General features: G+C 73.9%; 20 protein-coding genes, 1 tRNA gene and 4 pseudogenes. 6 read left to right on the forward strand and 19 right to left on the reverse strand.

The window, feature by feature from the left end; all coding sequences use genetic code 11:
* Nucleotides 1–185: 185 nt before the first annotated feature.
* Complete coding sequence (locus OV079_RS17305) at nucleotides 186–815, forward strand: terpene synthase family protein (RefSeq protein ID WP_267769884.1); 630 nt, start codon at nucleotides 186–188, stop codon at nucleotides 813–815.
* Between the two features lie 325 nt (nucleotides 816–1,140).
* Here the strand turns inward: OV079_RS17305 and OV079_RS17310 are convergent, their stop codons facing one another.
* From OV079_RS17310 to OV079_RS17335, 6 genes are all read right to left on the reverse strand, one after another.
* On the reverse strand, nucleotides 1,141–2,625 hold the full coding sequence (locus tag OV079_RS17310; RefSeq protein ID WP_267769886.1) for a hypothetical protein: 1,485 nt from the start codon (nucleotides 2,623–2,625) through the stop codon (nucleotides 1,141–1,143).
* Nucleotides 2,626–2,774: 149 nt separating this feature from the next.
* Nucleotides 2,775–3,143 (reverse strand): hypothetical protein, encoded by a 369-nt coding sequence (locus tag OV079_RS17315; RefSeq protein WP_267769887.1) that lies wholly within the window; start codon nucleotides 3,141–3,143, stop codon nucleotides 2,775–2,777.
* A gap of 38 nt (nucleotides 3,144–3,181) precedes the next feature.
* On the reverse strand, nucleotides 3,182–5,641 hold the full coding sequence (locus OV079_RS17320; protein WP_267769888.1) for an Hsp70 family protein: 2,460 nt from the start codon (nucleotides 5,639–5,641) through the stop codon (nucleotides 3,182–3,184).
* Between the two features lie 25 nt (nucleotides 5,642–5,666).
* A complete protein-coding gene (locus OV079_RS17325) occupies nucleotides 5,667–6,149 on the reverse strand; it encodes a hypothetical protein (RefSeq protein ID WP_267769889.1) in 483 nt (160 codons plus the stop codon).
* A 292-nt stretch (nucleotides 6,150–6,441) separates the two neighbouring features.
* Nucleotides 6,442–7,173 (reverse strand): sigma-70 family RNA polymerase sigma factor, encoded by a 732-nt coding sequence (locus OV079_RS17330; protein ID WP_267769890.1) that lies wholly within the window; start codon nucleotides 7,171–7,173, stop codon nucleotides 6,442–6,444.
* A 28-nt stretch (nucleotides 7,174–7,201) separates the two neighbouring features.
* Nucleotides 7,202–7,522, reverse strand: a complete 321-nt coding sequence (locus OV079_RS17335; RefSeq protein WP_267769891.1) for a PilZ domain-containing protein — start codon at nucleotides 7,520–7,522, stop codon at nucleotides 7,202–7,204.
* A gap of 291 nt (nucleotides 7,523–7,813) precedes the next feature.
* Here OV079_RS17335 and OV079_RS17340 point away from each other — a divergent pair, with 291 nt between their 5' ends.
* The gene (locus tag OV079_RS17340) at nucleotides 7,814–8,278 is read left to right on the forward strand and encodes a hypothetical protein (protein ID WP_267769892.1); all 465 of its coding nucleotides are present in this window, start codon (nucleotides 7,814–7,816) and stop codon (nucleotides 8,276–8,278) included.
* Nucleotides 8,279–8,666: 388 nt separating this feature from the next.
* Here the strand turns inward: OV079_RS17340 and OV079_RS17345 are convergent, their stop codons facing one another.
* From OV079_RS17345 to OV079_RS17365, 5 genes and pseudogenes are all read right to left on the reverse strand, one after another.
* Nucleotides 8,667–9,302 (reverse strand): hypothetical protein, encoded by a 636-nt coding sequence (locus OV079_RS17345; RefSeq protein WP_267769894.1) that lies wholly within the window; start codon nucleotides 9,300–9,302, stop codon nucleotides 8,667–8,669.
* A 411-nt stretch (nucleotides 9,303–9,713) separates the two neighbouring features.
* Complete coding sequence (locus tag OV079_RS17350) at nucleotides 9,714–9,920, reverse strand: hypothetical protein (RefSeq protein WP_267769896.1); 207 nt, start codon at nucleotides 9,918–9,920, stop codon at nucleotides 9,714–9,716.
* A gap of 85 nt (nucleotides 9,921–10,005) precedes the next feature.
* A pseudogene (gene holA / locus OV079_RS58060) lies at nucleotides 10,006–10,461 on the reverse strand (DNA polymerase III subunit delta); the annotation flags it as partial.
* Nucleotides 10,407–10,829 (reverse strand): DNA polymerase III subunit delta, encoded by a 423-nt coding sequence (locus OV079_RS17360; RefSeq protein ID WP_267769898.1) that lies wholly within the window; start codon nucleotides 10,827–10,829, stop codon nucleotides 10,407–10,409. The pseudogene holA and the gene OV079_RS17360, both read right to left, overlap by 55 nt.
* A gap of 72 nt (nucleotides 10,830–10,901) precedes the next feature.
* Nucleotides 10,902–11,477 (reverse strand): RsmD family RNA methyltransferase, encoded by a 576-nt coding sequence (locus OV079_RS17365; RefSeq protein WP_267769900.1) that lies wholly within the window; start codon nucleotides 11,475–11,477, stop codon nucleotides 10,902–10,904.
* Between the two features lie 770 nt (nucleotides 11,478–12,247).
* Here OV079_RS17365 and OV079_RS17370 point away from each other — a divergent pair.
* Nucleotides 12,248–12,955: a hypothetical protein gene (locus OV079_RS17370; protein ID WP_267769901.1), complete on the forward strand. Its 708-nt coding sequence runs from the start codon at nucleotides 12,248–12,250 to the stop codon at nucleotides 12,953–12,955.
* 5 nt (nucleotides 12,956–12,960) lie between these two features.
* Here the strand turns inward: OV079_RS17370 and OV079_RS17375 are convergent, their stop codons facing one another.
* From OV079_RS17375 to OV079_RS17400, 6 genes and pseudogenes are all read right to left on the reverse strand, one after another.
* On the reverse strand, nucleotides 12,961–14,127 hold the full coding sequence (locus OV079_RS17375; RefSeq protein ID WP_267778565.1) for an acyl-CoA dehydrogenase family protein: 1,167 nt from the start codon (nucleotides 14,125–14,127) through the stop codon (nucleotides 12,961–12,963).
* A gap of 96 nt (nucleotides 14,128–14,223) precedes the next feature.
* Nucleotides 14,224–14,694, reverse strand: a complete 471-nt coding sequence (locus OV079_RS17380) for a hypothetical protein (protein ID WP_267769903.1) — start codon at nucleotides 14,692–14,694, stop codon at nucleotides 14,224–14,226.
* Between the two features lie 164 nt (nucleotides 14,695–14,858).
* Nucleotides 14,859–16,004 carry an acyl-CoA dehydrogenase gene (locus OV079_RS58065; protein ID WP_267778566.1) on the reverse strand — a complete coding sequence of 382 codons (1,146 nt, stop codon included), beginning with the start codon at nucleotides 16,002–16,004 and terminating at the stop codon, nucleotides 14,859–14,861.
* Between the two features lie 141 nt (nucleotides 16,005–16,145).
* Nucleotides 16,146–16,820 (reverse strand): annotated as a pseudogene (locus tag OV079_RS58070) (enoyl-CoA hydratase/isomerase family protein); the annotation flags it as partial.
* Nucleotides 16,721–17,719: a 3-hydroxybutyryl-CoA dehydrogenase gene (locus tag OV079_RS17395; RefSeq protein ID WP_267769904.1), complete on the reverse strand. Its 999-nt coding sequence runs from the start codon at nucleotides 17,717–17,719 to the stop codon at nucleotides 16,721–16,723. The gene OV079_RS17395 and the pseudogene OV079_RS58070, both read right to left, overlap by 100 nt.
* A gap of 38 nt (nucleotides 17,720–17,757) precedes the next feature.
* A pseudogene (locus OV079_RS17400) lies at nucleotides 17,758–18,937 on the reverse strand (thiolase family protein).
* Between the two features lie 271 nt (nucleotides 18,938–19,208).
* On the opposite strand from OV079_RS17400, the gene OV079_RS17405 reads away from it, so the two are divergent.
* Nucleotides 19,209–19,282 (forward strand) — tRNA-Met (locus tag OV079_RS17405).
* A gap of 362 nt (nucleotides 19,283–19,644) precedes the next feature.
* On the opposite strand, the gene OV079_RS17410 is transcribed toward OV079_RS17405, so the two are convergent.
* Nucleotides 19,645–19,881, reverse strand: a complete 237-nt coding sequence (locus OV079_RS17410) for a hypothetical protein (protein ID WP_267769905.1) — start codon at nucleotides 19,879–19,881, stop codon at nucleotides 19,645–19,647.
* A gap of 872 nt (nucleotides 19,882–20,753) precedes the next feature.
* Entirely contained in the window at nucleotides 20,754–23,423 is a 2,670-nt protein-coding gene (locus OV079_RS17415; protein WP_267769906.1) for a serine/threonine-protein kinase, read from the reverse strand.
* Nucleotides 23,424–23,926: 503 nt separating this feature from the next.
* Here OV079_RS17415 and OV079_RS58075 point away from each other — a divergent pair.
* A pseudogene (locus OV079_RS58075) lies at nucleotides 23,927–24,112 on the forward strand (serine/threonine-protein kinase); the annotation flags it as partial.
* A 76-nt stretch (nucleotides 24,113–24,188) separates the two neighbouring features.
* On the forward strand, nucleotides 24,189–24,716 hold the full coding sequence (locus OV079_RS17425; protein WP_267778567.1) for a protein kinase domain-containing protein: 528 nt from the start codon (nucleotides 24,189–24,191) through the stop codon (nucleotides 24,714–24,716).
* Nucleotides 24,717–24,760: the final 44 nt, after the last annotated feature.

Consider the following 24,760-nt stretch of genomic DNA (forward strand, 5'->3'; position numbering starts at 1 on the left):
GCAGTGGCCCGCCTCGGCGGCTGGCCCACGATCGCAGTCGACCCGCAGCGCGCCGCCACGGCCCTGCGATTTCTGACCTTCTGGGCGCTGCTCGGCGAGGAGGGCAGCTTCCCCGAGGCCGAGCTGCTGGCCGCCGTGCGCGGCAGCGACGGCCTGCCGGACAACATCCCGCCGGCCCTGCGCGCGTGGTGGGACGTGGCCCGCGCTGCCGCGCGGCGATGGGCCCGGCCTGGTGCGGCCGCCTGGCCGAAGACTTCGCCGACTGGCTCGACGCCAACCGCTGCGAGGCGCACTGGCGCGCCAAGATCGAGGCCGACGCGCCCTACCCCGCGCGCCAGGACCTGCTGCCGATCCGGGTCGCCAGCGTCGGCGTGGCCCCGGCGATCGACTTCCTCGAGTACGTGGGCGACTGTCCGCTGCCGCTGGCCGTGCGCAGCCACCCGGCCCACGCCGCGGTCCGCCGCTACGCCGCCCGCCTGGTCGCCGTCCAGGACGACCTCGTCGGCGTGGCCGAAGACCTCGCCTCGCACCGCCCCAACCTGCTCGGCTGCATGCTCCACAACGAGGGCCTGAGCCCTGCCGCGGCCGCCGCCGAGGTCGAGGCGCTGCACGACGAGAGCCTGTGCGGCCTCACCGGCGCGTCTCAATTGTTGCGCGCCGAGTTCCCGCGCGTCGAGGCGGTGACCCGCTGGCTCCGCGCGGTCCAGACCCTCTGCCACGGCTTCGCCCGCTGGCACTCGATGACCCCGCACGAGCGCCGGACTACCCACCTGCCGTCCGGACCGGGGCTGGCGATCGAGATCGAGTACGTGTAGGGCCGCGCGTTCGGACATGCCCGATCGGGCATGCTTTTGGGGGCATGTCCGATCGAGCATGAATCGAGGGGCATGTCCTGGAGCGCGTCGCGTCCTCGAACCGCCGCGCCTGCTCGGCCGGCGGCGAGCGCCCGGCTCCTGCGAGCCCCGGCTGACTCGAAAGACAGCCCCGGCGTCGGCGCCCGCAGCCGGGCGCCCGAGCCCGCTCCGCCTCGGCTGAGCGGCTGCCCCCGAGACAGCCACGTCGTCGGGGGAGCGCGATCGCCTCGAGGTCGCCGACCGCCTCGGCCGGTCGGCTGTCCCGAGAGACAGCCGCCGGGCGGGCTCACCGCTTCGCGCCGACGTTCTTGCGCTGGAGCTCGATCGCCTCGAGGTCGCCGACCGCCTCGGCCTCGGCCAGCAGCCACTGGAACATCGGCCCCGACAGGCCGTACTCCTTGCGGTCGTTCCACAGCCACACCGCGTAGCCGCACACGTCGCGGTGGACCTGCGGGAACATCAGGTAGCGCAGCGCCATCCCGCCGAGCAGGACCGCCTCCTCGTAGCGGCGGCGGAACTGGTTCCACGCGCGCGACTCCTCGGCCGGCGGCAGGCGGCGGTCGGCGGCCGTGCGCGCGCGCAGCTCCTCCGAGCCGGTCTCGACCCCGCCGAGCAGCTCGGCCCGCAGCTCCTCCGCCGCCAGCGCGGCCGTGGGCACCTCGACCTCGAAGCTGTCGAGCGGCAGCTTCGCCGCGCGCGCCAGCTCGGCCAGCTCGCGCGCGACGACGCGGCGGATCGCCGCCAGCGCCTCCTCGGCGCGCGTCTGGGCGGTCAGCGCCGCGGCCCGCTGACGCATGCGCCGCTCCGCGGGCGCCCACGCGGCCTCCCACGCGCGACAGAGCTCCTGCATGCGCGTGGCCGACAGCCGCTGCTCGAGCTCCGTCGCCGGCTGCCCCGCGGTCCTCGGCCGCAGCGCCAGCCAGGTGGCGTGCAGCGCCTGGGCGTGGGCCACCGGGTCGTCGGCGTGGATCGACGGATCGATCAAGGGCACGGTCGCCGGCGCCGGCGCGGGGGGCGGCGGCTTGCGCTGATGCAGCACCCGCGGCGCCGCGCGGGCCTGGTCGAGCAGCGGTCGCATGGCCTTTCGGCCAGGTGCGAGCAGCCACGAGACCCACAGGCCGAAGTCGGTCGGGTTGGGCTCGCCAGCCAGCGCCTCGCCGCGGATCCGCGCGGCCGCGCGGGCGAGGAAGCGGGTGTACGCGGTGGCCTGGCCCGGCTGCACGCCGCGGCGCATGACCGTGATCCAGTCGCCGCGCGCGGCGGCGTCGGCCACCAGCCAGTCGTTGGCGGCCCGCCGCGCAGCCTTCGGCGCGAAGTCGGGGTCGAAGCCGTCGACGCCGAGGAGGATGTCGCGCGCCCCGTCGCGGTCGCCGCGGCTGGCCGCGAGCAGCCCGGTCGCGACGATGCCGCCGAGCCCGGACTTGGCCCGCGCCTGGATCTTGCCCTCGAGCCAGCTCGCCAGCGCGACGTCGTGCGAGCGGTGCAGCAGCGCCAGCGCGGCCGCGACGACCTGCCCGCCCTCGCGCTCGCGCTCCCAGCCGGGGCGGGCCAGCAGCGCCAGCCAGTAGCTGGTGCGCACGAGTCCGGCCGCGATCACGGTGTGCCGCAGGACCGGCCACATCACCCCGCCGACCAGGTCGAGCAGCGCCATCACCCAGTTGCCGAGCGCGATGAGGAGGATGAGGCCGCCGAGCACGCTGCCGATCGCGTACGACTGGGCCACGAAGTCGGGGCCGCCGACGACGATCCCCAGCGCGAGCAGGGCGAACACCGGCCACGGCCCGGGACGACGCGCCCCTCGCCGGCGAGGGCTGACGCGGCGACCCGACGCGACGCGACGCCCCTCGCCCACGCGCGCGCGCGGCCACCCGAACATCACGGCCTCGCGCCGCGCGCTCCCCCCATTCGTGACGCGCTCCGTCATGACCGCCTCCAGCCGAGCGCGGCGAACGCCTCGGCGAACGGGGCCGGCCCGGGGCCCTTCGTCTCGGGCGCCGGCGGCGGCTTCGGCGGGGCCGCGGGCGCCGGCAGGCTGGCCCAGAACTCGTGCGCCAGCCGCTTCTCGTGGTCGCGCAGGACCGCCATGGCGGCGCGCACCTTGTCCTCGGTGCGCGGGCGCGGCCCGAGCGGGCTCATGTACGTGGCGGCCGACTTGAGCTTGAGGCCGAGCATCCCGAGCAGCTTCTGGCCCTCGCGCTCGACGTCGAGCCGGCCGCAGTCGGGCCGCAGGCCGAGCACGTAGAACGGGTTGTCGGCCAACGCCTGAAAGTCGTCTGGCTTTTGCGACATGGTGCTCTCGACAGGTCCTTCAAGACATGAGCGAAAGGTCAGCTCAGCGCACGCCCGACTCGTGGCCCTTGCGCCGGTCCTCGGCCGCGCTCGGCAGCAGCTGCCACAGCTTCTGCGTCACCCGCCGCAGCGCCTCGTTGTCGCCCTTGGCCAGGGCCTCGCGGCCCTCCTTGACCAGCGCCTGGGCGCGGGCGACGTCGGTCGCGTTGCCGGCGTCGGCGGCCGCGTCCTCGAAGCGGTGCTTCCACGCCTCGGGGTGGCGCCCGTAGGCCGACGAGCCGAGGCGGCGGAGCAGCCGCTGGCGCTGCAGCTCGAGCGGGTCGCGGGCCTGGCGGGCCTTGTCGACCGCCTTGGCGGTCTCCTGGTACAGCGTCTGCTCGTGCGGCTGGCCGTAGTCCTGGACCCACCCGGTGGTCCAGATCAGCGCCTCGCGGGCCTCGCGGTCGAGCTCCGGCCAGCGGCGGTCGAGCTCGACCGCCTCGATCTGCGCGTCGACCTCGATCAGCGTGCGTCGGGCCTTCTGCGCCGCGTCGGTGTCGCCGCCGCGGGCCGCGTCGATGTCGCGGCCGACGTCGTCGAGCGCGCTCTCGACCTGACCGAGGCGCTCGATCGAGTCGCGGGCCTGGCGGCGGAACGCGTCGGTGCGCAGCTCGCCGAGCCGGGCCCGCGTGGCGGTCACCGTCGACGCGAGCACCTCGGGGTCGGCCTCCGGCACCAGCAGGTGCGCCACGTGCTCGAACACCTGGCCGATCGCGGGGATCAGCGCGCGCCGACATCCGCCCGCCGCGGTCGAGCTCGATCGTCAGCTCGACCTCGGCCCCGGACGCCAGCGTCTGCTTGAGCTCCTTGCCGCCGATCTCGAGCGCGCCGACCAGGCGGCACAGGTGGGCCTGCTCGTACTCGCCCTGCACGATCGGGATCTTGATCACCGCCTTCTCGGCCCCGCGCGCCACGCTGTCGACGGTGTGCAGCGTGAAGGTGCGCCGGGCCGGCAGCGGCGCGCCGCGCTCGAAGTAGACGCGGACGTCGTTGCTCGCCAGCGCCACCCCGATCGTGCGCGACAGCGGCGGGTCGCTGATGGTGAGGCCCTGGACGATCGTCAGCGTCGGCGGGTCGATCGTCACCGCGTTGCCCTGGATGTTCTTGCCGGTCAGGCGGAACACGTTGGGCTTGCGCGGCACCAGCGAGACCGGCAGGACGAACGCGCCCTCCTCGTCGAGCGGCGTCCACGGGCTGTCCCACAGGCCATCCGCGCGGGCGAGCTGGATCTCGGTCGGCATCGAGTTGACCGGACCTGTCCGTTCGACCAGGCGACCGACCACGTGCGGCGTCAGGTCCGACGACATCGCCGGGTACTGCAGCCACACCTTGGCCCCGCGGACCTGCTCGATCGCGCTGGGGCGCGCCTCGAGCCCGGCCGTCGCGGCGAAGATCGCCGCGCCCTGGGCGACCAGCGTCATCGGGTCGAGGCCCTCCGCCGGCGGCACCGCCAGCTGCTGGCTGACCAGGCGCCGCACCACCGGCATCACCGACGGCCCGCCGACCAGCACCACCCGCGTCAGCCCGCCCTCTGCCACGCCGTGGGCCTGCAGCAGGCGCCGGCACACCGCGATCGAGCGGTCGATCGCCGGCGCGCACAGGCGCTCCAGCGTCTCGCGGTCGAGCGTGACGTCGAGGTCGTGGCTGGCGCCGCCGACGTCGAGCCCGGGCACCGTGATGCTGGCCGACTCGGCCCGCGACAGCTCGATCTTCGCCTCCTCGGCCGCGAGCTTGATCTTGCGCACCGCGGCCGCGTGGGTCGGGTCGCCGCGGCGGATGACGACGCCGTCGCGCGCGGCCTGGGCGATCGCCCAGTCGACGATCGCCCAGTCGAAGTCGCGGCCGCCGAGGAAGTTGTCGCCGTCGTGACCGACCACGCGCAGGAGGCCGTCGCGCGTCTCGAGCAGCGACACGTCGAAGGTGCCGCCGCCGAGGTCGTAGACCAGCCACGCGCCGCCCTGGTCCTCGACCGTCCAGCCGGCCGCCAGCGCCGACGCGATCGGCTCCTGCAGCAGCTCGACCCGTTCGAACCCGGCCAGGCGCGCGGCCTCCGAGGTCGCGCTGGTCTGCGGCAGCTCGAACAGCGCCGGCACCGAGATCACCGCGCGCGCCGGCAGCACGCCGATCTGGTCGCGCACGTCGGCCCGCAGCGAGCGCAGCACCTCGGCCGCCAGCTCCTCGGGCCGGCGCTCGAGGCCCGCCGCCCCGAAGCGGATGCCCTGCGCCGTGCCCATCAGCCGCTTGAACTCGCTGCGGGTGTTGTCGGCGTCGGTGTCGAGGAAGCGCCGCGCCTTCGCGCCGACGGTCACGTTGCCGCGGGCGTCGATGCGGACCACCGACGGGGTGATCGGCGAGCCCTGGGCGTTGCGGACCAGCGTCACCTTCTCGCCGTCGAACACGGCCGCGGTGGAGTTCGTGGTCCCGAGATCGATCCCGACGTAGAGGGGCGCGCTGGTCATCGCGGGCAAGTGTACCCGGGCGCTCTCAGCCTCGCAGCGGCGAGCGAGCGCGCCGGCGCAGAACTCGGTCGACCGTCACCCCGCCGGCCGCGCCGAGCCCGACCAGCGCGAACAGCAGCGGCAGATCGCCGGGGCGCCCCGCAGGCGGGCTCGGGGCCGCGCCACGCCAGGCGACCCGCACCCGCCCGGCGCTCCACGCCCCGCAGAGCTCGCCGACCAGCGCCGCCGCAGCGGCCTCGTCCCAGTCCGGCGGTCCCTGCCCGCTCACCACCACCGCGCCCGGATCGTCGACCCGCGGCAGGCGCACCTCGACCGCCAGCCCCTCGGCCCCGAGCGCCCGCAGGGCCGCGACCACCGCGTCCGCCAGCGCCAGCTCCTCTCGCGCGCGCTCGCCCGCGCGCGTGGGCACCAGCGCCGGATCGCCGAACAGCTCGCGCTTGCCGCGGACCCCGCGGACCTCGGGCGCCCGCGCCGGCTCGCAGGCGGACAGAGCTGCCCACAAGGACATGCTCCAGACGACATGTCTCCGTGAACCTGTCCTTCCGAACATGCCCAGGAGACCATGTCTTTTCCGCCAGGCGGCGATCCTCCGCGCAGCGCTCACGGCCCGGCCCCCGCGAAGCGCGTTCCCCCACGCACCTGGGCTGCACTCCGCGAGCGCGCCCCGGACCGGCAGCGGCGGGCCACGCTCGGGACCAGCATCCGATCGTCCGTATCGCCGCGAACGGCGAGCCGCGCCTGGAGGCGCGTCATCGCATCGCGGCGCGCCGTCCTTCGCCCGTCTGCCCCACACCGTCCGCTCACGGCCCCGCCTCCGGCGGTCGCGCCTCGGCCGCCAGCAGATCGGCCAGTCGTCGCAGCAGCCGCTGGTGTCGGCGGGAGATCGTGCTGACGCTGGTGGCGAGGTCGGCCGCGACCTCGGTGAGCGTCAGGCCGCGCACGTAGACCGCGTCGATCAGCGCCCGCTCGTCGGGGTCGCAGCGCTCGACCAGCGCGCGCAGCGTCAGCCGGACCTCGGGGCCGAACGCGTCGTCGTCGTCGCTGGCGAACAGGCGCGACAGCACCGCCGCCGCGGTGACCTCGCGGACCAGCTCGGCCGCGTCGCCGAAGCGCTCGCCGATCCGCCGCGGATCGTCGCCGGGGCGCAGGCGGATCTCCGACAGCTCCTGCGTCACCTCGAGGGTGTTGAGGATCCGCCGCGCCCGCTTGTGGTCGGGGAAGGCGTTGCGGGCGGCGTCGATCATCGCCCCGCGGACCCGGTAGAACGCGAACGCCGCGAACGGCACGCCCGAGGCCGGGTCGTAGCGCAGCGCCGCGCGCGCCAGCGCCTCGTAGCCGGCGCTCTCACACTCGTCGGGCGCGATCCCGACGACGCGCCGCAGGCTGCGCGCGATGCCGGGCACCCGCGGCGCGAACGCCTCGACCCGCGCCCGCTGCTCGGGGCTGAGGCCGGGCCCCCGCGCGGGTTCGCGGGCGGCCGGCTCGCCGTCGTCGTCCGTGACGTTCGAGACCTCGTCGTGAGGCTGGTTCATGGGACATGTCTTCGCGGACAGGGCCGGCTCAGGCGCCGGCGGCCTCCTGGCTGTCGAGGATGTGCTTGCGCAGCGCGCCCTTCTGCTCGTCGGTGATGTGGACGAAGCGGATCGCCATGTCCTCCTCGCCGCCGCGCACGACCATGCCGGTGAGCGGCAGGCTGGCCGAGAGCGTCGGGAAACTCAGCACCAGCGCGACCTGCTGCCCCGCCTCCTCCCACGCCGGGCCGACGAACTTGCAGCCGCCGAGGCTGAGGTCGTCGAGGGGGCGGGCCAGCACGACCTCGGAGCCGATGATGTCGGCGTGGGCGTGGATCCGCAGGCGGGGGTGGAAGCGGGCGTCCGTCACCCTGCGATGATAGCCGCGCGCGCGCGAGCGACCTCGTCGCCCGCCGCGACACGCCGACGCGCGGCGCGGACGGCCCGTCACTCGCATGCGACGCGCTGGCACGCCCCTCTCGCGCCCTGTGCCAATTGGCACGGAAGGCCCCCCGGCCGCGCTCCCGACGCGTGCGCTAAGTCCTTGTTCGCAGAAGCGAGTTTTACGAACTGGCGCCCGTGGCCGCGTGCTTGCACAATGCGCCTCGCTCGACCCATGCTCGGACGTTCCCTCGCTCTCGCACTCGCTGCCGTGCTCGCCGTGCCCACCGTCGCCGGCTGCAAGAACACCGCGATCATCCCCGGGACCGAGATCCCGGACACCCCCGACAACCGCGAGATCCTGCAGGTCATCGAACGCTTCCGGACCAGCTTCGTCCGTCAGGACCCGGCCGGCATCCTCGCCACCGCGCACCCGACCTACTACGACGAGTCCGGCACCGACGACCCCAGCGACGACATCGTCTACGAGGAGCTCGGCCCGATCCTCCGCCGCCGGATCGCCCAGCTCGAGTCGGTCCGCTTCACCATCGAGTACCTCGACGTCTACATGCGCCGCGACCGCGCCACCGTGAACGTGTGGATCGACGCGACCTTCCGCCTCAAGCCGATCCTCGGCGACGACGGCATGCCCCGCTTCCCCCCGCGCGTGGTCCCCAAGCAGGACTACGCCAAGTTCGAGCTGATCCGCGAGGGCGACTCCTGGCTGATCACGAAGGGCATCTGAGCCCGGCTGTCCGCGCGGGCAGGTCCCCGAGGACCTGCCCGTTCGCGCATGTCCGCTGAGGCATGTCCGGTGGGACATGGCCGCGAGGACCGGTGCCGACTCGGCGCTCGAGCGGCCGCTCGGCGCGGCCCCGCTGCGGCCGCTGCCCACCGGCTCTTCTCGGCCTTCGCTGCGCACTCACCCGGCGTCCTGCTGCGAGCATGCAGGCGAGGAGCGGCCCCGCTGCGGCCACTGCCCACCGGCTCTTCTCGGCCTTCGCTTCGCACTCACCCGGCGCCCTGCTGCGAGCGCGCAGGCGAGGAGACAGCGCGTCGTCAGCCGCCACTGCCGTCGCCTCCGCCGCTCGCAGCCGGCGCCCTGCTGCGAGCCCGGCGAACTCGACGCGACGTCAGCCGCCGCTGCAGCCGCCGCCCGAGCAGCTCTTCTTGCACTTCGCGTCGCCCTCGCAGCCGCGGGTGCACGCGCCGCCCGAGCATGTCAGGTCGCAGTCGGAGCCGGCCTTGCAGGTCTGCGTGCTGGCCCCGCTGCAGGTGAACTTGCAGGTCGCGCCCTTCTCGCAGACCTGCGTGCAGTTGCCGCCGCCGCAGGTGTACTCGCAGTTGCCCGTGCTGCAAGTCTGGCGGCAGGCGCCGTCGTCGCAGTCCTTGCCGCCGGCCGCCGCGGGCTCGGCGTCGTCGTCGAGGTTGGTCGGGGCCACGATCACCCCGCCGCCCGGCAGCTTGATCGTCCCGTCGGCGCCGACCTCGACCTCGCCCGCCTTCACGCCCGCGGCCGAGACCTTGACGTCGCCGACCTCGGTGCCGCTGACGCTGACCTCGCCCGGCTTGACGGCCACGCCGATGGGACCCGCCTTGATGTCGACCTCGCCATGCTTCACGTCCACGACGGCCGGGGGCGCTGCAGTCGTGGCCGGCGCTGCGGTCGCCGGAGCGGCGGCCTTCTGCTCGGCCTCGGCGGCGGGCTCTGAATCGCAGCCCATCCCGGACACCGCCACGATCGCGGCGAGAAACGAATATGCGCGCATCACTTGCACTCCTGTGAGCGCGACCCTACCACGCCGGGCGCGGCGCTCGCGGGCAAGCGGTTTCCTGTCCCTCGGGACAGGCCGTCGCAGCGAGTTCGACCGTGGCCTCCACGGCCAGGACCGACCGGGGATCACTCCAAATCGACGCCGGACATCCACCGCCTCGACGCCTCGTCCACGCAGTTCTGCGCGACGTACCCGTCGAGCTCCGTGGTCCACCGGCCCCGCCGCCGTGCGACCGCGATGCTCGTCGACCCCCGCGGTCCCGCGCATCTGTGCGGCCCGTCGGGCAGCCGTTGCGATTCCGGTGTGACTCAAACGGCCCCGAATCGCCGTCGCCATGCCGGAGTGACTTCCACCGGCTCGGCGCGGTCTCCGGCCGCTCACCGGGCCGGCAACTCGTCGACGCCCTCACGTGCGCGCGTCGACGCCCGGCAGCGCGCGGCAGGTGTCGAGGATCCACCGCTGCAGGGCCAGGTACGGCGACGCGTAGGCGACGTGCGAGCCGCCCTTGAGGTCCTGGTCGAGGCGCACCAGCGCCGCGTAGGCCGAGCGCAGGCGCGGCTCGCTGAACCCGCGCGCCTGCGCCTCGAGCCCGCGCACGAGGAACGGCGGCATCGGTCGCCTCGGCCACGCGGCCCGGGTTGACCTTGGCCGTGAAGATCAGGCGGATCTGCCGGGTCAGCATCGCCAGCACCTGCATCGACACGCCCGCGTCCTTCTCGCCCGCGGCGAACATGCGCGCCAGCACTGCGAGCGCGGTGTCGGCCTCGCCGCGGCCGACGGCGTCGGTGAGGTCGAAGATCTTCGCCTCGCGGGTGTGGGCGACGATCGCCTCGACGTCGGCGAGCCCGACCGGGGCGTCGCCCGCGTGCATCAGCGCCTGGTCGAGCGCGCCCAGCAATTCGCTGCGCCCGGTGCCGACGCTGGCGACCAGCGCCGCGGCGGCGTCGCGGGAGATCTTGCGGCCCTGCGCCTGCGCCTCGCCGATCACGAAGCCGACGGCGTCGTCGTCGCGCTTGTAGGCCTCGAACTTGTGGGCCCAGCCGCCCGTCTTGCAGGCGGTCACGAGCTTCGAGCGGCCGTCGATGCCGCCGCCGCTGATCACCAGCACGGTGCTCGGGCTCGGCGCCTTGATGTAGGCCGCGAGCGCGTCCATGGCCGCCGCGTTGGTGCCTCGGCCTCGGGCCCCTTGCCGAGGTCGTCGGGGTTGGCGAGCTCGACCAGCCGCCACTTGCTCATCATCGGGATCTGCGCGCAGGCCGACAGCACCGGCCCCGCCCCGGTGAGGTCGACGCCGTCGAAGCGCTCGTGGTTGAAGGCCGCCATCGCCTGCGCGGTGGGATCGTCGGGCGGGACCACGACCTTGCGCAGCGCCGTGACGACGGCGCGGATCGCCGCCGGTTCGTCGCCGTAGAGCACGTACACCGGGTCGAGCTTGCCGGCGGCGATCGCCCGCTCGAGCGCGCGGACCTCGTCGCTCATGGCCTGACCTTCGGACAGCCCACTCTGCCGAGGCTCGCTCATGACCTGTCCCTCCGGACAGCCCGCAGCGACGCGGCCATCGCTCGTCGCCACCTGTCCCTGCGGACAGCTCGTTCACGACCGCTCCCGCGGGGCGTCCAGCGCGACGATCACCTCGACCTCCGGGGTCATCGGCATCATGTCGATCGCCAGGGCCGAGGCGGCGCGGTGGCCCGCCTCGAGCATCGGCTCGAGGTCGCGGGCCAGGGTCGCCGGGTCGCAGGCGACGAACACGGTGCGCCCGCTGGCCACCCGCGCCAGCGCCCGCGCCCCGTGCAGGCCGAGGCCGGAGCGCGGCGGGTCGAGCACCACCCGATCGAAGCTGCGGCCCTCGGCGGCGTAGCGGTTCAGCGCCCGCGTCGCGTCGAGCCGGCGCACCTCGACCTTCGCCTGCCGGCTCGCCAGGGCCTTCTTGGCCAGGCGCAGCAGCGCCGACGCCGAGCCGCGGTCCTCCTCGACCGCCACCACCTCGGCCGCCTCGCGGGCCAGCGCGGGTGAAGTTGCCGCCGCCGGCGAACAGCTCGAGCACCTGGCCGCCGCGCGCGTCGGCCAGCGCCACCACGCGCTCGACCAGGGCCCGGTTCTGGGCCGCCTGGGCCTGCGCGAACTCGAAGGGACCTGTCGGAATGGCCATGTCCTCGGGGCCAGCATCGGCCAGGGCCAGGCGCCCGCGCCCGACCACCAGCTCGCGCCGGCCGCCGCGCGCGACCACGCCGACGATCACGTTGTCGAGCGCCTCCGCGAGCGCCGCCCGCAGGCCGGCCTCGTCGGCGTCGCCCTCGCGCGGCGCGAGCCCGGGGATCCCGACCACCACCGCGGCCCCGTCGGACAGCAGGTGGACCTCGCCGCGCCGCAGCTGCCGCAGCACCTGCGCGAAACCTCCGGCGCCGCCGGCCAGCGCGGACAGCCGCGCCAGCGCGTGGTTCAGCGGGGCGTCGAACACCGGGCAGTGCGCCAGCGCCAGCACCTCGTGCGAGTGCCGGCGGTGCAGCCCGAGCCGCAGCTCGTCGCCGACCCGCTCGACGTGCAGGCGGGCCCGCCGGCGGTAGCCGAGCGCGCGCGGGCTGGCCAGCGCGTGCGGCACCGCGATCCCGAGCCGGCGCAGCGCGCCCTCGGCGATCTGGCGCTTGAGCTCGGCCTGCGCGGCCGCCCGCGCGTGCTGCAGGCCGCAGCCGCCGCACACGCCCTCGACCGGGCACGGCGGGCTCACGCGGTCGGGGCTGGCGGTCAGCACCTGCAAGGTCCGCCCGCGGATCATCCGCCGGCGCTCCTCCGACCTGACCGCGAGGACATGTTCTCCGGGCAATGCCCCTTCGACCAGCCATGTGCGCGTGTCGGCGCCGTCGCCGACGGCCCGGCCCACGCCCTCGCCGCCGTGGGCGATCCCGCGGACCTCGACGCGCTCGCCGGCCGCGGCCTCCGTGGCCTCGGTCGCTTCCGTCTTCATCACTTCTTCTTTGGTCTCTTCGGCGTTGACGTCGATGACGCGGTCGCGGGCCGGACGCTGCTTGCCGTCGCCCACCTGCGCGAACGGGAAGCTGCCGAAGCCCGCTGCCGCCGCCTGCCGGAGGCCCGCCCGGACCGCCGCGGCCCTGCTGCTGCGCCGCCTGCTGGGCCTGCTGCATCGCCTGCATCGCCGCCTGCAGGTTGGCCAGCGGCCCGGTCGCCTTGGGCTTGGGCGCGAACTGGGCCAGCAGCGCGAACCCGAGGGCCCCGAGGCCGAGGATGTAGACCGTCGGGTCGGACCCGCGGGACACGCCGCAGGCCACCGCGCCGAGCCAGAAGAAGAACAGCACGATGGCGAAGCAGCCGGCCCCGCGAGCCAGGCCGAACAGGCCGAGGATCGCCACCGCGCCGCCGCCCACCATCACCAGCGTGGGCAGGTACGGCGGCGGGCCGTTGAGGAACAGGCCGACGATGGTGACCACCGCGCCGACGAGGAACAGCGAGAAGCGCCGCTGCATCTCCTTCTTCATCAGGCTCATCGCGTCGGGCGGGAGCTTGCTGAGGTCGAAGGGCATCTGGGGCGGGACTTGAGCCATGGTCGTGTGCGGGGGTGCAGCAGCGGTTTGCAGCAGCGGGTTACGGCGGCGGGTTGCGGCGGCCTTCTGGCTGCGTCCTCAGCGTAGCAGCGCTAGCCGGCGGTGCGAGCGAAGCGGCGAGCGATCTCACGGCTGATGACGATGCGCTGGATCTCGCTGGTGCCCTCGAAGATGCGAGTCACGCGGACGTCGCGGAGGTAGCGCTCGACCGGGAACTCGCGGGTGTAGCCGAAGCCGCCGAGCACCTGCACGGCCCGGTCGCACGCCGCCCAGCCGCGCTCGCTGGCCGCCAGCTTGGCCATCGACGCCTCCTGCGTGAACGGCCGACCCTGCTCTTTGAGCCAGGCGGCCCGCAAAGTGAGGAGCCGGGCCGCCTCGAGCTCGGTGGCGCTGTCGGCGAGCATCCACTGGATCGCCTGGTAGTCGGCGATCGGGTGGCCGAACTGCTGGCGCTCGAGCGCGTAGCCGCGGGCGAAGTCGGTGGCGGCCAGGCCGCAGCCGAGCGCCAGCCCGGCGATGCCGATCCGCCCGCCGTCGAGCGCCATCATCGCCACGCGGAAGCCCTTGCCCTCCTCGCCGAGCAGCGCCTCGGGGCCGAGCTCGACGTCGTTGAACTCGAGCGGCGTGGTGGTGCTCGCGTGCTGGCCGGTCTTGTGCTCCGGCTTGCCGCGGACCAGGCCCGGCGCGTCGCCGCGGACCACGAACGCCGAGATGCCCTGCGAGCCCGGGGCGTCGCTGGTGCGCGCCCACACCACGAACAGGCCGGCGTCGGTACCGCTCGTGATCCACAGCTTCTGCCCGCTCAGGACATAGCCGCCGCGGCCGTTCGCCACGGCGCGCGTGCGCATCCCGGCCGGGTCGCTGCCGGCGCCGGCCTCGGACAGGGCGAAGCCGCCGACCACGTACTCGCCGGAGCACAGCCGCGGCACGTGCTCCTGCTGCTGCTCGGGCGTGCCGAACTTGGTGACGACCTCGGCGACCATGTTGCTGACGGTCATCGCCACCGTCGTGCCGGCGCACGCCTTGGCCAGCTTGATCACCGCCAGCGCGTAGGCCACCGCCCCGGCCTCGACCCCGCCCAGCCGCTCCGGCACGTTGATGCCGAGGAGGCCCAGCGACGCCGCCTCGGCCAGGCTGTCGCGCGGGAACCCGCCGGCGACGTCGAGCTCGGCCGCCCGCGGCGCCAGCGTGCGCGCCGCGAACTGCCGCGCCGTGCTGACGATGAGCTCCTGATCCTCGGTCGGGGTGAAGTCGTACATGGTGTCGCAGAGAAGAACATGCCCCCAGGGGCATGGCTGAAGGGACATTACCGAACGTACATGTCCCTTCGGGCCTGCCCCTTCAGGCAGACGCGCTCAGTAGGCCTCGCCGACCTTGCCGGTGTACGTGTAGACGTACTCGACCTCGGGCGCCGGGTCGAACTCCCACTTGAAGGCCGACTCCTCGACGCAGGGGGCGAACAGCTTGGCCTCGCGCGGCTTGAACTTGTCCTTCGGCACGCCCTTGGGCGGCCGGCGCTCCTTGATGTCGATCGTCGGGATGTTGACCTTGGTGACCTTGCCGCTGGTGGCGATGGTGACCTCGGCCGAGAAGGTGCCGGCGATCCAGCGGTTCTCGTAGGCCTCCATGTCCTTCTGCAGGCAGCGGCCGAAGTCGCGCTCGTACACGCTCTCCATGGTGTCCTGGATCGACGCCAGGGTCTTCGGCGAGACGGACGCCTGCGTGGTGCGGTCGTACTCGTCGAGGCCCTCCTCGGACTTCACCATGTCCTTGTCGTACTCCGTCTTGGTGTACTCCGCGTACATGGCGTCCTCGTTGTTGTCCATCTTGTTGAGGTGGCGCTTGGCGCACCCGGACGGCGACGGCGGCGGCGAGCAGGATCACGGTCGTGGTTCGCATGATGGTTCCTCTGGAGGGCTCGTGCCGGCGCTGCGCCCGGCCAGCCTGGGCATCCGGGGCATGATAGCGCGCCCGCGGCCGGCGGTCACCGTCACTTGCGGCGCAGCAGGCCGGCGGAGATGACGACGCGCTGGATCTCGCTCGTCCCCTCGTAAATCTCGGTGATCTTGGCGTCGCGGAAGTGGCGCTCGACCGGGTACTCGGTCACGTAGCCGTTGCCGCCGAACACCTGAATGGCGTCCTTGGCGACCTTGTTGGCGGTCTCGGAGGCGAACAGCTTGGCCATCGAGCTCTCGACCGAGTGCCGCTGCCCCCGCGCCTTGAGGCTCGCCGCCCGATAGGTCAGCAGGCGCGCGGCGTCGATGCCGACCTGCATGTCCGCGAGCATGAACGCGATCGCCTGGTGGTCGATGATCCGGCGGCCGAAGGTCTTGCGGTCGAGCGCGTACTCGGCCGCGGCCTCGAAGGCGCCGCGGGCGATCCCGAGGGCCTGGGCGGCGATGCCGATCCGCCCGCAGTCGAGGGTGGCCATCGCGACTTTGAACCCGCCGCCGACCTGGCCCAGGATCTGGTCGTCCGACACGCGGTGGTCGGTGAAGAAGATCTGGCACGAGTGGCTGGCCCGGATCCCGAGCTTGTCGTCCTTCGGCCCGCGCGTCACGCCCTCGCCGTGCATGTCGACCACGAACGCGGTGATGCCCGAGTTGCCGCGCTCCGGGTCGGTCATGGTGAACAGGATCCCGGTGTCGGCCTGCGGGCCGTTGGTGATCCAGTTCTTCACGCCGTTGATGACCCAGCCGTCGCCGTCGCGCACCGCGGTGGTCTTCTGCGCCGCGGCGTCGCTGCCGGCGTTGGGCTCGGACAGCATGAAGCAGCCGAGCTTCTCGCCGCGGGCCAGCGGCGTGAGCCACTTCTGCTTCTGCGCGTCGGTCGCGAACTTGAGCAGCGGGTCGCACACGAGCGAGTTGTTGACGCTCATGATCACGCCGGTCGACGCGCAGGCGGCCGAGACCTCCTCCATCGCGATCACGTACGAGATCGGGTCGAGCCCGGAGCCGCCGTAGGCCTCCGGGACCTCGATGCCGAGCAGCCCGAGCTCGGCCATCCGCCGCACGAGCTCCTTGGGGAACCGCGCCTCGCGGTCGAGCTCGGCCGCCAGCGGCTTGACCTCGCGGGCCGCGAACTCGCGGACCATCTTCTGCAGCGCTTCTTGGTCTTCGGTCAACGACAGGTCCATCGCGGTCTCCGATTCCTTCTCGTTCACTCGCCCTTGAACTCGGGCTTGCGCTTGCCGAGGAAGGCCGCCATGCCCTCCTTGGTCGGCGGTGGCGAACAGGCCGGCGAACGCCTCGATCTCGAGCGCGTTGGCCTGCGCGAGCGGCAGGCCGGCGCCGGCGTGCAGCACCCGCTTGGCCTCGGCGACCGCCACGGGGCCCATGTCGGCGATCTTCCTGGCGGTGGCGATCGTCGCCGGCAGCAGCTTGGCGGCCGGCAGCACGCGGTTGGCGAGGCCGATCCGCAGCGCCTCGGCGGCGTCGATGGTGTCGCCGGTGAGGCACAGCTCGAGCGCGCGGGCCAGGCCGACGCGCCGCGCCAGCCGCTGGGTCCCGCCGAAGCCGGGGATCACGCCGAGCTTGACCTCGGGCTGGCCGAACTTGGCGTTCTCGGCCGCGTAGATGAAGTCGCAGGCGAGCGCCAGCTCGCAGCCGCCGCCGAGCGCGAAGCCGCCCACGGCCGCGATCGTCGGGATCGGCAGGCCCGCCAGCGCCTCGCCGACGCCGTGGCCGGCGCGGGCGAACTCGCGGGCTGTCCCTTCGGACATGTCGGCCATGGCCGCGATGTCGGCCCCGGCGACGAACGACTTCTCGCCGGCGCCGGTCAGCACCAGCGCCCGCACCTGGCCCGCGCGGGCCGCGGCGGCGGTGTCGTCGAGCACCTGCGCCAGCCCGGCGATCACCTCGGGGTTGAGGGCGTTGAGCGCCTTGGGCCGGCTGATGGTGACGACGCGGACGCGGGCGTCGTCGCTGACGAGCAGGGTGTCGGTGCCGAGCATCGGCTTACTTCCTTGCTCGAGTAGTCGTAGAAGCCGCGCCCGGTCTTGCGCCCGTGCCAGCCGGCCGCCACGTGCATGCGCAGGATGTTGGCCGCGCGGTACTTGTCGTCGCCGAGCTCGCGGTGGAGCACGTCGGCGATCGCCAGGCAGGTGTCGAGGCCGATCAGGTCGGCCAGCTCGAGCGGGCCCATCGGGTGATTGAGGCCCAGCTTGGCGCCGGTGTCGATGTCCTCGGGCGTGCCGAGGCCCTCCTGCAGCGCGAAGCAGGCCTCGTTGATCAGCGGGATCAGCACGCGGTTGACGAGGAAGCCCGGGCAGTCCTTGCTGGTGATCGTCGTCTTGCCGAGCTTCTGCGCCAGCGTGACCGTCGCGCCGTAGATCGCGTCGGACGTCTGCAGGCCGCGGATGATCTCGACCAGCTTCATCAGCGGGACCGGGTTCATGAAGTGCATGCCGACCACGCGGCCCGGCCGCTTGGTCTGGGCCGCCAGCAGGGTGATGCTGATCGAGCTGGTGTTGGTCGCCAGCACCGCGTTGTCGCCGAGGGCCGCGTCGAGCTCGCGGAACAGCTTCTTCTTGAGCTCGATGTTCTCGGTGGCCGCCTCGACCGCGAAGTCCGACGGGGCCAGGCCCGCCGCGCCGACCACCGCGGTGATCCGCTCGACGATCGCGGCCCGCTCGGCCTCCTGCAGCTTGCCCTTCTCGACCAGGCGGCCGAGCTGCTTTGCGATCCCGGCCTTGCCGGCGTCGGCGCGGGCCTGGTCGACGTCGGCCAGGAGCACCCGGTAGCCGGCCTGGGCCGCCACCTGAGCGATGCCCGCCCCCATCTGTCCTGCGCCCAGCACGCCGATCGTGCGGACGCTCGCGAGGATCTCGTCTGCGCTAGTCCCTTGGGTCATGTCCGATCTCCGGTGTGCTTGCTTTCATGTCCGAAAGTTCAGGCGGTCCGCTCGACCATCAGCGCCACGGCCTCGCCGCCGCCGAGGCACAGCGACGCGACGCCGCGGCGCTTGCCCTCCTGCTTGAGCGCGTGGACCAGCGTGACGAGCACGCGGGCGCCGGAGCAGCCGATCGGGTGGCCGAGGGCGATGGCGCCGCCGCGGACGTTGAGGCGCTCGTGCGGGATGCCGAGCTTGTCGCCGTTGGCCAGGGCGACCACCGCGAAGGCCTCGTTGATCTCCCACAGGTCGACCTCTTCGACCTTCTTGCCGGTCTTCGCCAGCAGCCGCTCGATCGCGCCGGTCGGGGCCGTGGTGAACCACTCGGGCGCCTGGGCGAAGCCGGCGTCGCCGACGATGGTGGCCAGCGGGGTGATGCCGCGCTTGTCGGCCTCGGCGCGCGACATGACGACCAGGGCGGCCGCGCCGTCGTTGATGGTCGAGGCGTTGCCGGCCGTGATCGTGCCGTTCTTGTCGAACGCGGGGCGCAGGCCGGGCAGCTTCTCGATGTCGCCCTTGAACGGCTGCTCGTCCTCGCTGACGGTGACGGCGCCCTTCTTGCCGGGCACCTCGACGGGCGCGATCTCCTCGCGGAACAGGCCGGCCTTCACGGCCGCCTGGGCCCGGCGGAGCTCTCCGCCGCGTAGCTGTCCTGGCGCTCCCGCGGGATCGCGCACTCACGGGCGCACAGCTCGCCGGCCATGCCCATGTGGAAGTTCTTGTACGGGTCCCACAGGCCGTCGTGGATCATGCCGTCGACGAGGGTGCCGTTGCCGAGGCGGTAGCCGGCGCGGGCCTGCGGCAGCAGGTACGGCACGTTGGACATGCTCTCGATGCCGCCGGCGACCACGATCTCGGCGTCGCCGGCGCGGATCGCCTGGGCCGCGAGCATGACGGCCTTGAGGCCGGAGCCGCAGACCTTGTTGATGGTGATGCAGCCGACGTGGTCGGGCACACCGGCGCCGCGGCTGGCCTGGCGGGCGGGCGCCTGGCCCTGGCCGGCCGGCAGCACGCAGCCGAGGATCACGTCCTCGACGTCCTTGCCGTCGACGCCGGCCCGCTGGAGCGCCGCGCGGACGGCGACACTGCCGAGCTGGTGGGCGGCGAGCGGCGCGAGCGCCCCTGAAACGCGCCGATGGGGGTGCGAGCAGCGCTGGCGATCACGACTTCCCGGGCCATCACGAAACTCCTTTGCGCAGCCTGCGAACCGGCGGGGCGCGCGGCGGCGGAATCGTCGTCGCGGCGCCGGATGGTTCGCCAGGTCGGCTTAGCACGCGGGGACGCAAGATCTGAAGCCCTGGAGCCGGCAGGGCCCGCGACGCGACCTTTGCGCTGACTCACTGCGCTGGCGCATCTGCGGCGTGCCGCGAAAATTTCCGCGGGAGCGTCGAGGGCGAAGCTTGCGGTTGACGATGACCGTTCAAATCGGGTACCCACGTGCGCCCTCGATGCCGGGGTAGCTCAGATGGTTAGAGCGAGGGATTCATAACCCCTAGGTCGGCGGTTCGATTCCGCCCTTCGGCACCCAAGCCCGCCCCTCCCGGCGGGCTTGTTTTTTTAATCGATCGCGGGATGACCTGGCCCCAGGGACAGGCGCGGCGCGGACCTCGGTGCGGGCTGCGCCGAGGCAGCGGCCGCAGGTGCGGGCAGTCGTCGCAGGCGCGCCTGGGTGGCCTTTGGGACATGTGGCCGCTCACGTCGAGCGTCCTCCTGCTCGCGTGGCGCGCAAGATGGCCTTTCGGACAGGTGCTCCGGAGCGCCGGAGACGCGCCGCGCGGACGGCCTTCAGGCAGACCGCAAGTGACGCACCGCCAAGCCGTGCAGGGACACGGCGCCCCTGCCCTGCGTGACGGCGAGCCTCGGCGACCGCGCCAGGCCGAGGGAGCTCACGGCTTCTTGTCGCGAGGGTTGGGCTTCGCGCCCGGCAGCAAGCCGCCCAGGCCGCCCGGCCCCGGGATGTCGAACAGACCCGACTTGCCCTGCGACCGCGAGTTGCTCAGGCCGCCCGCGCCGAGCGGCTCGAACGGCTTCGGAGCGGGCGTCGGCTCCGCGGGCGCCGGTGCCTCCTGCGCGGGGGGCGTCGGAGCCGGCTCGGCGGGCTTCGGACCTGCCCCCGCGGACATGTTCGGAGCGCCAGCCGCTCCCGGACGCGCCGGTTGAGCCGTCGGCTTCGCACCTGGCCCGGAAGACAGACCCCCCGCCGGGGTGGCCGCAGCGCCCGGCCTGGCGCCGCTCGCCACGCCCGCGCTGCTCGGCGCAGGCGTCGCCGCGAACGGCCCGCCAGCAGGTTTGGCCGCGTCCGTCGCGGTCTTCGCCGGGGCTGTCCCGAAGGACCTGTCCGATCCACCAGCCGCCCCCGGCGGCTTCGAGGCCGCCGTCGTGCTCGTCTTGGCCGGCCCCGCCGACAGCGACGCAGCATCACCCGGCTTCGCACCGCTCGCACCGCTCGCAGCCGTGGCCGCTCCGCTCGGTCCGGCCGTGGTCGCGGCCTTCGCCGGTCCGCTCGGTCCGGGCGTCGCCGCGGCCTTCGCCGGTCCGCTCACGCCTGGCGTCGCCGCCTTCACCGGTCCGCTCGCCGGCCGACTCGTCGCCTGCCCCGCGCCCGGCGCTCCCGCGGCCTTCGCCGGCCCGCTCGCTCCTGGCGCTGCTGCGCTGCTCGTCGCCGCCTTCGCCGGCCCGCTCACTCCTGGCGCTGCTGCGCTGCTCGTCGCGGCCTTCGTCGGCCCGCTCATGGGGCGACTCGTCCCCTGCCCCGCGCCCGTCGCTCCCGCGGCCTTCGCGGGGCCGCTCGCTCCGGGCGTGGCCGTGCTGCTCGCCGCCTTCACCGGCCCGCTCGCCGGCCGAGTCGTCGCTTGCGTCGCGCCGCTTGCGGCCGGCTGCACACCCGCCGTGCTCGCGGGCTTCGCCGGCGCGCTGCTCGCCGCCTTCACCGGCCCGCTCGCCCCGCCGATCTTCGTCGCCGCGGGCTTCACCGGCTCGGCAGGAGCGCTCGCCTTCACCGGCCCGAGCGCGCCCGCTTCGGCGGCCTTCGCCGGTCCGCTGGCCACGCCCGTCGTCTTCGTCGCGCCGGCGCTCGCCGCGTTCGGCTCGCTCGCCGCGGCCGGCGCCGGACCGGAGCCCGCGCGTCCCGCCGCGGCCGAAACGGTCGCACCGACCCCGCGGGCGGGCGCGCCGACGTCGGCGTCGACCACCGCGGCGCCTCGGGCGGCTTGCCCACGTTCGTCTCCGAGGTCGTGACCGGCCGCGTCGGCAGCGTCCCACCCGGCGCGAACGGCCGCGTCGGTCCAGGACCCGACGCACCTGTCCCCGGGGACACTGCCGGCTGCCCCTGCGCCGGCGTCGCCGGCCTGCTCATTGGGACAGGTCCCGAAGTACCTGGCCCCGAGGACACGGCCGGTTGCCCGTGCGCCGGCGTCGCCGGCCTGCTCGGCAGCCCTCCGAGCGGCGCCTGCGTCGGCCCGCTCGCGGGCGCAGCCCCCGAAGCCACCGGACCCGGCGCCGCGGGCTTGCTGCCGAGCCCCGCTGCGGGCTGCCCCATCACGGGCGTCGGCCGGCTCGCCAGCCCCGGCGGAGGCGTCGCTGCGGGCTGCCCCATCACGGGCGTCGGCCGGCTCGCCAGCCCCAGCGGAGGCGTCGCCGCGGGCTGCCCCATCACGGGCGTCGGCCGGCTCGCCAGCCCCGGCGGAGGCGTCGCTGCGGGCTGCCCCATCACGGGCGTCGGCCGGCTCACCAGCCCCGGCGGAGGCGTCGCCGCGGGCTGCCCCATCACGGGCGTCGGCCGGCTCCCGAACACGGGCGGCGTCCCGAGCGACGACGGCCGCGTGGGCGCCGGCCCAACGACCGTCTGCGCCGCCGGCTTGCCGGCGGTCGGCGTCGGCCCCGAGACGCCTGTCCCGGCGCGCATGCCCGAAGGGACAGGTCCCGAAGCACCTGCCCCGGACGACATGCCCCCTGGGACCTGTCCCGACGCACCTGTCTGTTGCGCCTGGGCCGCCCGCACGCTCTCCGGCACCGGCAGCTCGGCCGGCATCATCATCTGGACCGTGTCTTCGTTGGGATCGGGCTCGCCGTCCTCGAGCTCGTCGACCTCGTCGGCGTCGACCTCGGCGAACTCCTCCTCGCCCGCGTCCGCGTAGCCCTGCTCGGCCTCGCCGTCGCTCTCGGCCGCCTCGCCCTCGCCGTACTGGCCCTCGCCGTACTGGCCCTCGCCGTACTGGCCCTCGTACGTCCCGCTCTCGTTCAGCGGCTCTTCCTCGGCCGCCGCCGCCGCGATCGTCTCCGCCGCGGTCGCGTCGTGGTCGGCCTGCGCGGCCTCGTCGAGCTCGGCTTCGGGCGCCGCCGGGCTCGCGGCCGGCTCGTCGGCCTCGACAGCGATCTCCACGGAATGCGAGCTCGGCCCGGCGGCCTTGACCGGCTTCGACTCCGGCCGCCCGTCGGCGCGCGTCGGGATCCCGAGCGACTCCCGCCGCTCCTCGAGGATGCGGCGCAGCTCGGCCCGGCCCTCGCGGGTCAGCAGCGTGCGCGAGCGCGCCTTGGGCCCCTCGCCGACGCTCGCTCCGGCGCCGCTGCCCGCCGCGAGCGCCTTCGTCCGCAGCGTCTCGTCGACGTTGATCTCGAAGTCCTCAGCGGCTGGCCCATCGGACAGGTTGGCGAACGGCCCGCTGACCCGCGGCGGCGGCTTCTGGGGCGCCGGCGCGGCCGGCAGGCTGCGCGGCCGCACCGAGCCGGCCATCGGGTCGGTCTTCGGCCGCGGCCCGGCGCCGCTGAGGGTCGGCGCGGCCGAGGGGCGCTGCGGCGGCCGCTGCGGCTCCTCCCAGTCGTCCTCCTCGCACAGCTGGTTCAGGACATCCTGGACCACCACGCGCATCACGTTGGCGCTCGGCCAGCGCGCTTGCGGCTCGAACGCCAGCGCCCGGTCGATGAGCTCGATCAGCGGGCGCGGCAGGTCGGGCCGCAGCGTCGCCAGCGATCGCGCCGGCGTGCGGGCCACCGCGAGCAGGCGCTCGATCACCGGACCGATGGCCGGGAAGACCGTCTCGCCCGACATCGCCCGGAACATGGTCGCCGCGATCGACCACAGGTCGCTGCGCGCGTCGAGGTTGTCGTTGTCGGCGCGGGCCTGCTCCGGCGCGATGTACGAGACCGTGCCGAACACGATGCCGTCGCTCTGGTCGAGTGCCTCGGCCGACAGCTCGCGCACGCGGGCGAGCCCGAAGTCCAGCAGCTTCACGCTGCCGTCGCGGCACAGGAAGATGTTGGCCGGCTTGATGTCGCGGTGGAGGATGCCCTTCGAGTGGGCGGCCGCGAGCACCTCGAGCAGCGCGTCCGTCATCTCGAGCACCGCCACCGGGGGGAGCTGGCCCAATCGCTCCAGGCGCCCTTCGAGCGACTCGCCTTCGAGCAGCTCCATCACCAGGTACACGTCGCCCTCTTCGGTGATGTCGTCGTCGAGGACGTGGACCGCGTTGCGATGGCCGACGCTGTTGGCCGCGTAACCTTCGCGCAGGAAGCGGCGGCGCGCCTGCTCGTTGCGGAGGAAGAGCGTGTGCAGCACCTTGAGCGCCGCGCGGTTGCCGTTGCGATGCGTGGCCGCGTACACCGACGCCATCCCGCCGATGGCGATCAGGTTGTCGAGGTGCCACTTGTTTCGCAGCCACCGGCCCACGCGACTTTGGGCCTCCGACAGAAATCTCGTGCTGCTGCCCCCGACCAAGCGGGCCCAGGATCACGACTCAGGGCGCGAGGTGTCAAGCATGCTGGGGTGTACGCGCCGCAGTCAGCCCGCTGGGCCCCGCGGAGCCGCGTTCGCCGCCGCGTCCGCCCGCGCCAGCGGCCTCAGGCGTGGCGAACGACGCTCGCCTGCCACCTGCGCCGCGCACCGGGCGGTTCCGCCCGAGCCCGCGTCGGTCGCAGCGGGGCTCGCCGGAGGACCCGCGTCGTGAAGCCCCCACGTGACCCCGCGGCGCGCTTTCGTCGGTTTTTTGGTCCGCCTCCGCGGCCGGTCTACGCTCCCACACCGTGGAACTCGCAACCGCGCAGCGTCCGACCCTGTCCGACCTCGGCGATCACGTGCCGGGCGGCGAGGTGATCGAGCTGCCGATCGAGATCGACAGCCCGCTCGAGCACCTCGAGCGCTACACCGTCCTGCGCCAGGTCGGCGCCGGCGGGATGGGCAAGATCTACCAGGCCTACGACAAGCTGCTCGAGCGCAACGTGGCGCTCAAGGTCATGCACGCCGACATCCCGCCGCGCGAGCAGCGACGGTTCCGCCGCGAGGCGATCCTCGGCGCGCGCCTCCTGCACCCCTGCCTCGTGCGCGTGTACGACATGGGGGTCGACGCGCGCGGCCAGACCGAGTGGATGGCGATGGAGTACCTGCCCGGCACCGACATGCTGCAGCTGCTCGACGCCACCCGCGCGCCGGCAGGCGCTGCCGTGGCCGGCGCTGGTGCGCGGCCTGACGCAGGTGCTGATGGCGCTGCAGTACCTGCACGACTGCCGGGTGGTCCACTGCGATGTGAAGCCGGCCAACATGTTCGTGACCCGCGATCCGAACACGCGCTTCCTTACGACCAAGCTGCTCGACCTCGGCATCGCCTACGACCTCGACGGCCCGCGCCCTGGCCCGACCGAGCCGCTCTGTGGCGACCCCAACTACATCGCCCTCGAGCAGACCATGCACGGCGGCGTCATCGATCCGCGCACGGACATCTATGCCATCGGCGTCAGCCTCTACGAGCTGGCCACCGGCGTGCTCCCGTTCGAGGAGCTGACCACCGCCCCGCTGCACGAGCTCCTGATCGCCCAGCGCGACCAGACGCCGCCGCCGCCCAGCTCGCGCCTGCCCCCGGCACGCCGCCTGAACTTGCGGACAGGCTCGACTGGATCTTCAGCCGCGCCTGCGCGAAGGATCCCGCGCGTCGCTACCCGAGCGCGCGGGCGATGCAGGCCGCGCTGAACACCGATTGAGTCGGGGCTCCGGCGGACCCCGGTTCGCGGCCA

The organism is Nannocystis pusilla (genome assembly GCF_026626665.1).
GTDB lineage: Bacteria > Myxococcota_A > Polyangia > Nannocystales > Nannocystaceae > Nannocystis > Nannocystis pusilla.